We start from the raw sequence: 13,148 nt of genomic DNA, 5'->3' as shown, positions 1-13,148 counted from the left end.
TCAGGGCAGCATCCGCCGTAGCACGCGTCGCCCGCTCAGTTCATGCAACACCACGGCAGCGATATGCAGCGCTACCCCCGTGGCCAGCAGCAGGCAGGCAGCAATGTGAATGTAGAACCAGACGCGGTGCCAGAACGGCTCGCTCAGCACTGGCGCGATGGAGAACCAACCGAACACGTCTATAGCCCTGTCCATCATCAGCAGGCCGGACGCCAATACGATCGCCGTGGTCCAGTACAAGCCTTCGTGCACGACATGTGCAATGCGCTGGCCCTTTGGATCATCGTGCAGGCTTCGTGGCTTGAGACGGGTCATACGCAACAGCCAGCGCAGCAAGAATACGGGGATGAACAACGTAGTCATGGCGACATTGATGAAGGCGACCCGGTGGAGCGTGGCGGGGGTGACATCCATGTGCGCCACGTAAAAACCGCTGATCAGCGCCCAAAGGATGACCATTGCAGAGACCCAGTGCAGGAGGATCTGCTGCCAGCAATACTTTTGTACTTGCATTTGGAGTACTCGAAGAGCCTGGCCCCCTCAAGGGCCAGGTTTGATGCCTTATTTCTCGGTCCAGGCCATGTTCCAGTGAGAGCCAGTGCCTGGCTCGAACTGGCCAGCGGCTGCGGAGTACTGCACGCAATAACCCGAGGCAGGGAATGGCTGGCACTCGTAGACCTTGCCATTCTTGGGCTGCAGTACTTTGGTACCCGCTTTGTAGTTCGAGAGCGATTCAGGGAAGACAAAGTCATAGGAGGCATCGCCCGCCGCTTTGAGCTGCAGCGTCTTCTGGTCCTGGAGCAGCACCCGATCAAGCTTGTCTACGCCCACGACCTTGAGGGTGTGCATACCTTCACCACTCACAACATTCAGCGCGAACGGTTCCGTACCGTTAACGTTCTGGCGCGAGTAAGAGACCTGCTTGTTGTTGCTGTCGAACAGCCGCGCCGTCACGGTCAAGGCCTTGTTGGTCATGACGGAGAAGTCCACGCCACCTGTGCCGTCCACGATCGTGTACTCGGGTTTCACATCGTGCAGGTGCATCGTGGTCGGATCGCCAGCGGCGGTTTCAAAGTCCAGAATGTAGTTGGTCAGGCCGCTTTCGGCTTTGGCGAAGATGCTGTTGGAGCCCTGCACGGGCTCGATGTTGCCGTCCGTGTCCATCTGACCGGCACGTACCAGCGTCTGGGTTTCATTGATCTGCCTGGCCAGCTTGTAGGCCCAGTTGGCAGCGATGCCCTCTTCGGCGCTATCGACCGTGATGCTCACATGGTGCGACGTACGCTCGCCATTGGCATCGAATGCGCGTGCAGTGACTTTATCGCCAACTTCAAGGTCACGATTGGCACTGATTTCAGCCAGGCGCGGCCACTCAGGGGCTGGGCCGCCATCGAGCTGGATATCGACGTCAGCAACGCTATGGAAAGCCTTGTCGGTATCGCCAACTTTCCAGACGCCAAGAATCACGTGCTGGCCCGTGCGGTCAGTCGGCAATGTGCAGCTGTGCTTCGGGTTGGTACCTGTACCAGCAGCGGGTATCTGATGCTTGCCATCTACCACGCAGAACGGGGTGGCATCGAAAGCGGCACGCGTCAACGCTGCGTTGGGGTTCCAATCCGCCTTGGTAATGAAGTACTCCCACGAGGTAACCGGATGCGGGGCTTCATAATGCCAGTCGAATTGCATGTTACGGTCAGTGACCGGGGTCAGGTGCCAGCGGTTGGCTGATTGCTCATCCAGGGCGCCGAAGTCGCCACGCGCACCGCCACTGGCAATTTTTCCATCAACAGGGCCAGCACCTGGGAAACGCCCTATCGCCTCACCGACTGACCACGGTTCGTACTGAGCGCCACCACAGTTGGTGTTGAGGTTTTTCTGGTTCGCATGGCAGAGCGCCGCGCGAGAAGGTGGATCTGCCAGGTTGCCATGCGCATTGGCCATTTGAGCTTGTAAAGCTGTGCCTGCAATCGCCATCCACACACCGGTGGCGACAACGCTTTTTCGCAGGGTCTTTGTTGTATTCATCACGAACTCCGAACGCATTGCTGGTGAAATGCGCAAGGGCGCATTTACTGGAAGCGAATGCGCCTTCTGCGCAAGGGGAGTCCGGACTTTAGAGAAAAGCAGTTTGCCTATATGTAGGAATAAACCTGTCTAGCTCCCCGATTCGCAACCTTTGCGCTCGGGGAGCTTCGAATCAGCCGTGATACTGCGCAGAAAGCTCGTGAACGGCATTGATGAATACGCCGGCATGCTCCGGGTCGACTTCCGGGGTAATGCCGTGGCCCAGGTTGAACACATGGCCAGTGCCGTGGCCATAGCTGGCCAGGATGCGCGCCACTTCCTTGCGAATGGCCTCGGGCTTGGCGTACAGCACGGTCGGATCCATGTTGCCTTGCAAGGCTACTTTGTCACCCACGCGGCGGCGGGCGTCGCCAATCTCGCAGGTCCAGTCCAGGCCCAGTGCGTCGGCACCTGCGTCGGCGATGCTTTCCAGCCACAAACCACCATTCTTGGTGAACAGGATCACCGGCACCTTGCGCCCCTCGTGCTCGCGGATCAGGCCGCTGACGATCTTGCGCATGTAGGCCAGTGAGAACTCCTGGTAGGCCGCCGCCGACAGGTTGCCGCCCCAGGTGTCGAAGATCTGCACGGCCTGGGCGCCGGCCAGGATCTGACCGTTAAGGTAGCTGGTGACCGACTGGGCCAGCTTGTCCAGCAGCAGGTGCAGGGCTTGCGGATTGTCGTAGGCCATGGCCTTGGTCTTGCGGAAGTCCTTCGACGAGCCGCCTTCGACCATGTAGGTGGCCAGGGTCCACGGGCTGCCGGAGAAGCCGATCAACGGCACACGGCCATTGAGCTCACGGCGAATGGTGCTGACCGCGTCCATCACGTAGCCGAGGTCTTTCTGTGGGTCCGGGACTGGCAGCGCTTCGATGTCGGCGGGGGTGCTGATGACCTTCTTGAAACGCGGGCCTTCGCCGGTTTCGAAGTACAGGCCCAGGCCCATGGCATCGGGAATGGTAAGGATGTCCGAGAACAGGATCGCTGCGTCCAGCGGGTAGCGGTCCAGCGGCTGCAGGGTGACCTCGCAGGCGAACTGCGGGTTCATGCACAGGCTCATGAAGTCACCGGCCTTGGCGCGGCTGGCGCGGTACTCCGGCAGGTAGCGGCCGGCCTGGCGCATCATCCACACCGGGGTGACGTCTACGGGTTGCTTGAGCAGTGCACGCAGGAAACGATCGTTCTTCAGGGCAGTCATGTCGGCATCCGGAAAAATAGTGCGGGCATTTTCTCAGACACCAGCGCAAAAGGCACGGCCATGACCATGTGTTTTGTCTATTGGATGCCACAGATCAAGCGTTTTTGTATACAAAAGCTTCGCGGGCATGCCCGCTACCACGGGTTCTACGCTTAACCCTGTGGGAGCGGGCATGCCCGCGAACAGGCCGAAAATCAGACTTCGAGGTAGTCCAGGATACCCTCGGCGGCCGTACGCCCTTCGAAGATCGCAGTCACCACCAGGTCCGAACCACGCACCATGTCGCCACCGGCAAACACTTTCGGGTTGCTGGTCTGGTGCTTGAACTTGCCCTTCTCCGGGGCAACCACACGGCCCTGGCTGTCCAGCTGAATGCCATGCTGCTCAAACCACGGCGCCGGGCTCGGGCGGAAGCCGAAGGCGATTACCACGGCGTCTGCCGGCAGGATCTCTTCGGAGCCCGGGATTGGCTCAGGGCTGCGGCGCCCACGGGCATCAGGCTCGCCCAGGCGAGTCTCGACCACTTTGACGCCTTCGACCTTGTCCTCACCCACAATGGCGATGGGCTGGCGGTTGTAGAGGAACTTCACACCCTCTTCCTTGGCGTTCTTCACCTCTTTGCGCGAACCCGGCATGTTGGCTTCATCACGACGATAAGCACAGGTCACTGCCTTGGCACCCTGACGGATCGAGGTACGGTTGCAGTCCATCGCGGTGTCACCACCACCCAGCACCACCACTTTCTTGCCCTGCATGTCGACGAAGTCTTCCGGCGACTTCTCGAAGCCCAGGTTGCGGTTGACGTTGGCGATCAGGAAGTCCAGTGCGTCATGCACGCCCGGCAGGTCTTCACCCGGGAAGCCGCCCTTCATGTAGGTGTAGGTACCCATGCCCATGAACACCGCGTCGTACTCGGCGAGCAGCTGTTCCATGGTCACGTCCTTGCCCACCTCGGTGTTCAGGCGGAACTCGATGCCCATGCCGGTGAACACTTCACGGCGGTTGCTGAGCACGGTCTTTTCCAGCTTGAACTCGGGGATACCGAAAGTCAGCAGGCCACCGATCTCAGGGTTTTTGTCGAACACCACCGGGGTTACCCCAGCGCGCACCAGCACATCGGCGCAGCCCAGGCCAGCCGGGCCTGCGCCGATGATGGCGACGCGCTTGCCGGTGGGCTTGACCTTGGACATGTCCGGGCGCCAGCCCATGGCGAAGGCGGTGTCGGTGATGTACTTCTCCACCGAGCCGATGGTCACCGCGCCGAAACCGTCGTTCAGGGTGCAGGCACCCTCGCACAGGCGGTCTTGCGGGCAAACACGGCCGCATACTTCCGGCAGGGTGTTGGTCTGGTGCGACAGTTCCGCCGCGGCCAGGATGTTGCCTTCGGAGACCAGCTTCAACCAGTTGGGGATGAAGTTGTGTACCGGGCACTTCCACTCGCAATACGGGTTACCGCAGCCCAGGCAGCGGTGCGCCTGCTCCACGGACTGCTGCGGCTTGAACGGTTCGTAGATTTCCACGAACTCCTTCTTGCGCTGGCGCAGCAGCTTTTTTTTCGGGTCCTTTCGGCCCACTTCGATGAACTGGAAGTCGTTGTTCAGACGTTCAGCCATTTTTCAAAACCTCTTTACAGCAGCTGCAAGCTACACGCTGCAAGCCGCAAGACGATCACTTAAGCCGGGCAAACCTCTCACTGCCATTACGTGCAGCTTGAGGCTTGCCACTTGCAGCTGTTTTTACTGCGGGTTGGCACGGGTGCTGGACAGCAGCTGCTTCAGGTTGGCTGCCTTCGGCTTGACCAGCCAGAAGCGCCGCACGTAGTCGTCCAGGTTCTCCGAGAGCTCACGCCCCCACTCGCTGCCGGTCTCATCCACATACTCGGCAAGGACACGCGCCAGGTGGCTACGGTAGGCCTCCATCGCTTCGCCACTGATACGCTGGATTTCCACCAGCTCGTGGTTGAGCTTATCGACGAAGCTATTGTCCATGTCGAGCACGTAGGCAAAGCCGCCAGTCATGCCAGAACCGAAGTTGTAACCGGTCTTGCCCAGAACGCAGACAAAGCCGCCGGTCATGTATTCACAGCAGTGATCGCCAGTGCCCTCGACAACAGCATGGGCGCCGGAGTTACGCACAGCGAAGCGCTCGCCCGCAGTACCTGCGGCAAACAGCTTGCCGCCAGTGGCACCGTACAGGCAGGTGTTGCCGACGATGGCGCTGTGCTGGGTTTCGAACGGGCTGCCGGCTGGCGGCACGATGGTGACCTTACCACCGGTCATGCCTTTGCCGACGTAATCGTTGGCGTCGCCTTCCAGGTGCAGGTTAAGGCCACCAGCGTTCCACACGCCAAAGCTCTGGCCCGCAGTCCCCTTGAAGCGGAAGGTGATCGGCGCCGCGGCCATGCCCTGGTTGCCGTGCAGGCGGGCGATTTCGCCCGACACACGCGCACCAATGGAGCGGTCGCAGTTGCAGATGTCGAGGCTGAACTCGCCACCCGCCTGGTCGCGGATGGCCGGCATAGCCATATCAACCATCTTCTCGGCCAACTCGCCCAGGTCGAACGGCGGGTTCTTGTCGACTTCGCAGAACTGCGGTTTGTCCGCCGGAATGTGCGAGCTGCCCAGCAGCGGCGACAGGTCCAGGTACTGCTGGCGTTCGGTGTCACCTGGCAGCACTTCGAGCAGGTCGGTACGGCCGATCAACTCGCCAAGGCTGCGCACACCCAGCTTGGCCAACCACTCGCGGGTTTCTTCGGCGACAAAGGTGAAGAAGTTGATCACCATGTCGACGGTGCCGATGTAGTGGTCCTTGCGCAGCTTGTCGTTCTGGGTGGCCACGCCGGTGGCGCAGTTGTTCAGGTGGCAGATGCGCAGGTACTTGCAGCCCAGGGCAATCATTGGCGCGGTACCAAAGCCGAAGCTTTCGGCGCCGAGAATGGCCGCCTTGATCACATCCAGGCCAGTTTTCAGACCACCATCAGTCTGCACCCGCACCTTGCCACGCAGGTCGTTGCCGCGCAGGGTCTGGTGGGTTTCCGCAAGGCCCAGCTCCCAAGGGGCGCCGGCGTATTTGATCGAGGTCAGCGGCGAAGCACCGGTACCACCGTCGTAACCGGAGATGGTGATCAGGTCGGCATAGGCCTTGGCCACACCTGCGGCGATGGTGCCCACGCCCGCTTCGGCTACCAGCTTGACCGATACCAGCGCCTGCGGGTTGACCTGCTTGAGGTCGTAGATCAGCTGCGCCAGATCTTCGATCGAGTAGATGTCATGGTGGGGCGGTGGCGAGATCAGGGTCACGCCCGGTACCGCATAACGCAGCTTGGCGATCAGGCCGTTGACCTTTCCGCCCGGCAACTGGCCGCCCTCACCCGGCTTGGCGCCCTGGGCAACCTTGATCTGCAGCACTTCGGCGTTGACCAGATACTCCGGGGTCACACCAAAACGGCCGGTGGCCACCTGCTTGATCTTCGAGCTCTTGATGGTGCCATAGCGCGACGGGTCTTCGCCGCCTTCACCCGAGTTGGAGCGTGCGCCCAGGCGGTTCATGGCCTCGGCCAGCGCTTCGTGGGCTTCCGGCGACAGTGCACCCAGCGAGATACCCGCCGAGTCGAAACGCTTGAGAATTGCCTCCAGCGGCTCGATCTGCTCCAGCGCCAGCGGCTGGTCGGCCACTTTCACCTTGAGCAAGTCACGAATCATCGACACCGGGCGCTGGTCCACCAGCGTGGTGTATTCCTTGAACTTGGCGTAGTCGCCCTGCTGCACGGCGGCTTGCAGGGTGTTGACCACATCCGGGTTGTAAGCGTGGTATTCGCCACCGTGGACGAACTTCAGCAGGCCACCTTGCTGGATCGGCTTACGCGCGCTCCAGGCTTCGGCCGCCAGCAGCTTCTGGTCGTTCTCCAGGTCTTCGAAGCGCGCACCCTTGATGCGGCTGGACACGCCCTTGAAGCTCAGGCCGACCACTTCCTCGGCCAGGCCAATGGCTTCGAACAGCTGTGCACCGCGGTACGAGGCGATGGTGGAGATACCCATCTTCGACAGGATCTTCAGCAGGCCCTTGGAGATACCTTTGCGGTAGTACTTGAACACTTCGTCCAGGTCGCCCAGCACTTCACCGGTACGGATCAGGTCAGCCAGTACTTCATACGCCAGGTACGGGTAAACGGCCGAGGCACCGAAGCCCAGCAGCACGGCGAAGTGATGCGGATCACGGGCGGTAGCGGTTTCCACCAGGATGTTGCTGTCGCAGCGCAGGCCCTGTTCGGTCAGGCGGTGGTGCACTGCACCAACGGCCAGCGAAGCATGCACCGGCAGCTTGCCCGGGGCGATATAACGATCGCTCAGCACCAGCTGGGTCTTGCCCCCACGCACAGCTTCTTCGGCCTGGTCGGCAATGTTGCGGATGGCCGCTTCCAGGCCGACGCCCTGCTCATAGTTGAGGTCGATCAGCTGGCGGTCGAAGCCTTCGCGCTCCAGGCTCATCAGCGAACGCCACTTGGCGGGCGAGATGACCGGCGAGCTGAGGATTACCCGCGAAGCGTGCTCCGGGGACTCCTGGAAGATGTTGCGCTCGGCACCCAGGCAGATTTCCAGCGACATCACGATCGCTTCGCGCAGCGGGTCGATCGGCGGGTTGGTTACCTGAGCGAACTGCTGGCGGAAGAAGTCGTACGGCGAACGCACGCGCTGCGACAGCACGGCCATCGGCGTGTCGTCACCCATCGAGCCAACGGCTTCCTGGCCCTGCTCACCCAACGGGCGCAGTACCTGGTCACGCTCTTCGAAGGTGACCTGGAACATCTTCATGTATTGCTTGAGCTGGTCAGCGTCGTAGCTGGCCACACCCTGGTCGTCGGTCAGCGTCGCCTGGATGCGGGTGGCGTGCTGACGCAGCCAGCGCTTGTACGGGTGGCGCGACTTCAGACGGTTGTCGATGGCATCGGTGTCGAGGATCTGGCCCGTTTCGGTGTCCACGGCAAGGATCTGACCTGGGCCGACCCGGCCCTTGGCCAATACTTCCTCAGGCTGGTAACCCCATACGCCGATTTCCGAGGCGATGGTGATGTAGCCATTGGTGGTGGTGACCCAACGCGCCGGGCGCAGGCCGTTGCGGTCAAGCAGGCACACCGCGTGGCGGCCTTCGGTCATGACGATACCGGCCGGGCCATCCCACGGCTCCATGTGCATGGAGTTGTATTCGTAGAAGGCGCGCAGGTCGGCGTCCATGGTCTCGACGTTCTGCCACGCTGGCGGTACCAGCATGCGCACGCCGCGGAACAGATCGATGCCACCGGTGACCATCAGTTCCAGCATGTTGTCCATGCTCGACGAGTCGGAACCGACGCGGTTGACCAGCGGGCCGAGCTCTTCGAGGTCGGGGATCTGGTCATTGGCGAACTTGGTGCGACGAGCAACGGCCCAGTTACGGTTGCCGGTGATGGTGTTGATCTCGCCGTTATGGGCGAGGAAGCGGAACGGCTGCGCCAGCGGCCATTTCGGCAGGGTGTTGGTGGAGAAGCGCTGGTGGAACACGCAGATCGCGGTTTGCAGGCGCTCGTCACCCAGGTCTGGATAAAACGCCGCGAGATCGCGCGGCATCATCAGGCCTTTGTAGATGATGGTCTTGTGCGAGAAGCTGCAGATGTAGTGGTCGGCGTCGTGGGCGTTGGCCACCGACGAACGACGACGGGCACTGAACAGCTTGATGGCAAATTCCTGGTCGCTCAGGCCTTCACCGCCAATGAACACCTGCTCGATCTGCGGCAGGCGCTCGAGGGCCAGGCGGCCGAGTACGCTGGTGTCGATCGGCACCTTGCGCCAGCCAACCAGTTTCAGGCCAGCGGCGACGATCTCGCGGTCCATGTTGGCGCGGGCAGCTTCGGCTTTGACCGGGTCCTGGTTGAAGAACACCATGCCGACGGCGTACTGCTTGGGCAGCTCGACAGCAAAGTGCTCCTGGGCCATGGCACGCAGGAATTGATCGGGCTTCTGCATGAGCAGACCGCAACCGTCACCGGTCTTGCCGTCAGCATTGATGCCACCGCGGTGGGTCATGCACGTCAGCGCCTGCATGGCGGTTTGCAGAAGGTGGTGGCTCGGCACACCCGTCATATGGGCGATCAGGCCAAAACCACAGTTGTCCTTGAATTCTTCGGGATGGTACAGACCTGTTTTCATAGACACATTCTCACCAGGTTCACCTCTCAACGGAGGTAAATCTCTTTTTTAACAACCACTTACCATCCACGCCGATCAAACGCCAGCTTTTTTGCGGTGGTCATGGAAAACCATTGTTGCACAGCGACAGCGAAGCCCACAAATTTTCATGTCTCATCATTGAAAATTTATGTCGCAATTTTGAATGTTTTTGCGCCATGCGCCGTGATAGCGGCTTGGCTCGAGTCTGAAGCGTTTCAGCCATGACTGCAACTAGGGGCTTGTGGCCGGCAGTCCGGGACAGAAAAGCCTGCCGCGCTCGGGCGCAGCAGGCTAGTCGAAAGCTAGAATTCGCTTAGCTACTGGGCGGCGGGGTGATGCCGCCCGGAAGGTATCAGCGGGCCGTGGCCAGCTCTTGTTGGACGCTGCCGACGGTACGTGGCCAAGGTTTACCAGCCTGGACCTTCGCTGGCAAGTTCTTGATTGCCGCTACCGCTGCGTCGCGGTTGGCGAAACTGCCGTAAGTCACGACGTACAAGGGTTTGCCCTGCAGGTTTTTCTTGAAGTAGCGATAGTCGCCACCCTGGGCCTTGACGTAAGCCTGGGCCGACGCCTCGGAGCTGGTACCGAGGATCTGCACCACGTAATTGCCCGGCTTCTGTCCGGCATACCAGCCGCTGTTGCCAGCGCTAGCGGGGGCTGGTTTTTCAGCTGGTTTTTCGGCCGCTTTGGCGGCCGGCTTGGCCACGGCGACCTGGGTCGGCGCTGGTGCTGGCTTGGCCGGCGCAACCGGTTTCGCGGGCTGGGTTGCAACAGGCTTGGGCGCAGGCGCAACCGACTGAACTGGCTGGGCCGGCGCAGGCGCCGGGCCAGCTGGCACACCTTGTGGCGGAGCGATGGTGGTCACGGTGGGTGGCGGGTTGCCAGGCTGCAGCGCGGTGTCGACAGCCGGGCCTCCCTCTTCACCCTCGCCCATGCCTGCGGCTTGGGCCAGCGGCTCGCGCATCACCGGCTGCGACTGGCCAACCAGTGGCAGCGGCATTGGCTGGGACGAGCCAGAGAACTCGATGGCAGCACCCTGCTTGCCGTCACCCAGCGGCAACTGGGCCTGGGCGGCCGGCGCTTCGGCAGGGGCCTTGTCGCCTTTCTTGGGCATCAATACCGCGGCCGCAACGGCAACCACGACCACAGCGGACAGTGCGAGCACATGTTTTTTAGGCATCTTGAACCCCATGGTTGGTCGCTTGGCCGTCGAGCGGCTGGCGATCATGGCTTCGATCAAAGTGTCACGGGCGACCTGATTGATGTTGCCAGGCCAGCCGTCGGAGTTTTCATGGATATCGGCGATCTGTTCACGGCTGAACACCTCGATGCCCCGACCAGCCCCTTCCAGGCGCTGTTCCAGGTACTCGCGGGTTTCTTCTTCACTGTAGGGCGCAAGCTCGATGATGTGGAAACGTTCTTCCTCGACATTGAGCTCATCCAGCCCGGCAATCAGCGATGGCTCACCGAACAGAAACACGTGCGGACGCCCTTCAGGAACCCCCGCCGCCAACTCCAGCAACGCTTGGAGTGCCGACTCGTCGAGTTGTTCCGCATCGTCCACCAGCAAATACACTTCCTGCCCGGTCAGTGCCAGCTGCACCACCTTCGACAGGATCGCCTGCACCTCGGGCTGGGCCACACCCAGCTCCTGCGCGACCTGCGCGAGCATACTGGAGGCGTCGCTGGCGCTGCGGGCCGACACCACCACACTTTGCACAGTCTGCTTGTTGGTGCTGGCCACCAGGGCCTGGCGAAGTAGCGACTTGCCGCTGCCCAACGGGCCGCTGACCACCAGCATCAACTGGCTATAGCGCGCCAGGTGGTGCAGTTGACCAAGCACCGGTTTGCGCTGGGCCGGGAAGAACTTGAAGCCAGGTACGCGGGGCGCGAACGGATCATGGCTCAACTGGTAATGGTCGAGAAAGGCCTCATCGGCATGCAAACTTGTCATTGCGCTGTCACAACCTCAAAGCTGGGCCACGATCGCGCGGTAATCCGCCGACAGCGTGGCCTGAAGAATCTCTTTCGAATAGTCGTCGGTCACCACGGCCTCGCCCATCTGGCGCAGCAGCACCAAACGCAAACGACCGTCGAGCACCTTCTTGTCGACCGCCATGTGCTCCATGAAGTGCGCCGGGGTCATTTCCTGTGGTGGCACCACCGGCAAACCTGCGTCCTGCAACAGGCGGATTCCACGATCGCGCTCAGCCTGGTCGATCCAGCCAAGGCGCATGGACATTTCCAGGGCCATCACTGTGCCCGCCGCGACAGCCTCGCCGTGCAGCCACACGCCATAGCCCATGTGGGTTTCGATAGCATGCCCGAAGGTATGCCCCAGGTTCAGCGTGGCCCGTACGCCCGACTCGCGCTCGTCAGCACCCACCACTGCGGCCTTGGCCGCGCAAGAGCGGCGGATGGCCTCGGTCAGGGCTGCCGAATCGAGGGCACGCAGTGCCTGCATATTGTCTTCGAGCCAGGCGAGGAACGGCTTGTCGCAAATCAGGCCGTACTTGATCACTTCGGCCAGACCTGCGGACAGCTCGCGCGCTGGCAGGGTCTTGAGGCTGGTGGTATCGATCAGCACCGCATTGGGCTGATAGAACGCACCGACCATGTTCTTGCCCAGCGGATGATTGATGCCGGTCTTGCCACCCACGGAAGAGTCGACCTGGGACAACAGGGTAGTCGGCACCTGGATGAAGTCGACGCCGCGCTGGTAGCAGGCGGCTGCGAAACCAGCCATGTCACCAATCACGCCACCACCAAGCGCGACCACAGTAGTACGACGATCATGCCGAGCTGTCAGCAGGCCATCGAAGATCAACTGCAATGTTTCCCAGTTCTTGTGGGCTTCCCCATCGGGCAACACCACTGGCAGTACCGAGTAGGCTCCGAGGGCCTTGCTCAGGCGTTCGAGATACAGCGGCGCGACGGTCTCGTTGGAAACGATGGCTACCTGCCGACCCGCAATGTGCGGCGCCAGCAGCTCAGGCTGGTCCAGCAGGCCTTCGCCAATGTAGATCGGGTAGCTACGCTCGCCCAGGTCGACCTTTAGTGTCTGCATGTATCCCCACAATGTACTTGGGCGCGGCGCCATCCGGCGACCTGCGCGGTAACGTTGAGCCTCGCCTCGGCGCTGGAGGCCGAGAATAGTCCCGGGTTAACGGGGCGGCAACTGCTGCAAGCGCTCGAGAATATCGATCACCACCATGCGTGGTGGCCGCTCGTCGGTTTCAACCACCACGTCGGCGATCTCGCGGTAGAGCGGGTCGCGGGTTTCCAGCAAGGTGCGCAAGGTCGCCTCCGGATTGGCTGTGCGCAGCAGCGGGCGATTGCGGTCGCGCGCGGTGCGACCGACTTGCTGCTCGACCGAAGCATGCAGGTAGATCACCCGGCCACCCTGATGCAGCGCCTGCCGGTTGGCTTCGCGCATCACCGCGCCACCACCGGTGGCCAGCACCACACCGTCGAGCGCGCACAACTCGGCAATCATCGCTTGCTCGCGATCACGGAAACCCGGCTCGCCTTCCTTGTCGAATATCCACGGGATGTTTGCGCCGCATCGCAGTTCGATTTCCTTGTCGGAATCCTTGAACAGCAGGCGCAGCTCTTTGGCCAACAGGCGTCCGATGGTGCTTTTACCAGCGCCCATGGGCCCCACAAGTATCAAATTTCGCACA

General features: G+C 61.6%; 8 protein-coding genes. All 8 read right to left on the bottom strand.

What is annotated here, in order from left to right; all coding sequences use genetic code 11:
• Positions 1-513 (bottom strand): cytochrome b, encoded by a 513-nt coding sequence (locus V6093_RS19420; RefSeq protein WP_047603621.1) that lies wholly within the window; start codon positions 511-513, stop codon positions 1-3.
• 48 nt (positions 514-561) lie between these two features.
• The gene (gene gbpA, locus V6093_RS19415; RefSeq protein ID WP_047603798.1) at positions 562-2,025 is read right to left on the bottom strand and encodes an N-acetylglucosamine-binding protein GbpA; all 1,464 of its coding nucleotides are present in this window, start codon (positions 2,023-2,025) and stop codon (positions 562-564) included.
• A gap of 172 nt (positions 2,026-2,197) precedes the next feature.
• Positions 2,198-3,262, bottom strand: a complete 1,065-nt coding sequence (hemE, locus tag V6093_RS19410) for a uroporphyrinogen decarboxylase (protein ID WP_017148005.1) — start codon at positions 3,260-3,262, stop codon at positions 2,198-2,200.
• Positions 3,263-3,456: 194 nt separating this feature from the next.
• The gene (locus V6093_RS19405; protein ID WP_003249156.1) at positions 3,457-4,875 is read right to left on the bottom strand and encodes an FAD-dependent oxidoreductase; all 1,419 of its coding nucleotides are present in this window, start codon (positions 4,873-4,875) and stop codon (positions 3,457-3,459) included.
• Positions 4,876-4,998: 123 nt separating this feature from the next.
• Positions 4,999-9,444 (bottom strand): glutamate synthase large subunit, encoded by a 4,446-nt coding sequence (gene gltB, locus V6093_RS19400; protein WP_047603622.1) that lies wholly within the window; start codon positions 9,442-9,444, stop codon positions 4,999-5,001.
• A gap of 373 nt (positions 9,445-9,817) precedes the next feature.
• Complete coding sequence (locus V6093_RS19395) at positions 9,818-11,419, bottom strand: SPOR domain-containing protein (protein ID WP_003249151.1); 1,602 nt, start codon at positions 11,417-11,419, stop codon at positions 9,818-9,820.
• Positions 11,420-11,434: 15 nt separating this feature from the next.
• A complete protein-coding gene (gene aroB / locus V6093_RS19390; RefSeq protein WP_003249149.1) occupies positions 11,435-12,532 on the bottom strand; it encodes a 3-dehydroquinate synthase in 1,098 nt (365 codons plus the stop codon).
• Positions 12,533-12,628: 96 nt separating this feature from the next.
• A complete protein-coding gene (aroK, locus tag V6093_RS19385) occupies positions 12,629-13,147 on the bottom strand; it encodes a shikimate kinase AroK (RefSeq protein WP_003249147.1) in 519 nt (172 codons plus the stop codon).
• Position 13,148: the final 1 nt, after the last annotated feature.

The organism is Pseudomonas putida group bacterium ESBL64, from assembly GCF_045277175.1.
In the GTDB taxonomy this organism is placed as follows: Bacteria; Pseudomonadota; Gammaproteobacteria; order Pseudomonadales; family Pseudomonadaceae; genus Aquipseudomonas; species Aquipseudomonas alloputida.
This window is presented reverse-complemented; position numbering and strand designations above follow the sequence as displayed.